Origin of the sequence: Emticicia sp. W12TSBA100-4, from assembly GCF_040253585.1 — a bacterium.
Classification (GTDB): domain Bacteria; phylum Bacteroidota; class Bacteroidia; order Cytophagales; family Spirosomataceae; genus Emticicia.
Genome location: NZ_JBELAU010000100.1, coordinates 1 through 300, shown reverse-complemented (window position 1 = coordinate 300; position 300 = coordinate 1). Strand labels below are relative to the sequence as shown.

Below are 300 nucleotides of genomic sequence, written 5' to 3'. Positions count from 1 at the left end.
AGAAACAGCAATATTGACAGCAACAGGTTGCAGTGGTAGCTTGAAATGGAGTACGAATGCCACAGGTAGCAGCATCAGTGTAAGCACCGCAGGTACATACACAGCGACCTGTATCAACAGTTGTGGCGAAAGTGGATTGAGCAATGTAGTAGTTATCACAACAGGCAGCAGCCCAGCAGCTCCAGTAATCAGCAGCAATAAGAATAGCTTGTGTAATGCAGAGACAGCAACGTTGACAGCAACAGGTTGTGCAGGTAGCTTGAAATGGAGTACGAATGCAACAGGTAGCAGCATCAATGC

General features: G+C 47.0%; 1 pseudogene. It reads left to right on the top strand.

Features of this window, described 5'->3' with window-relative positions:
• A pseudogene (locus ABR854_RS25935) lies at positions 1-300 on the top strand (gliding motility-associated C-terminal domain-containing protein); the annotation flags it as partial.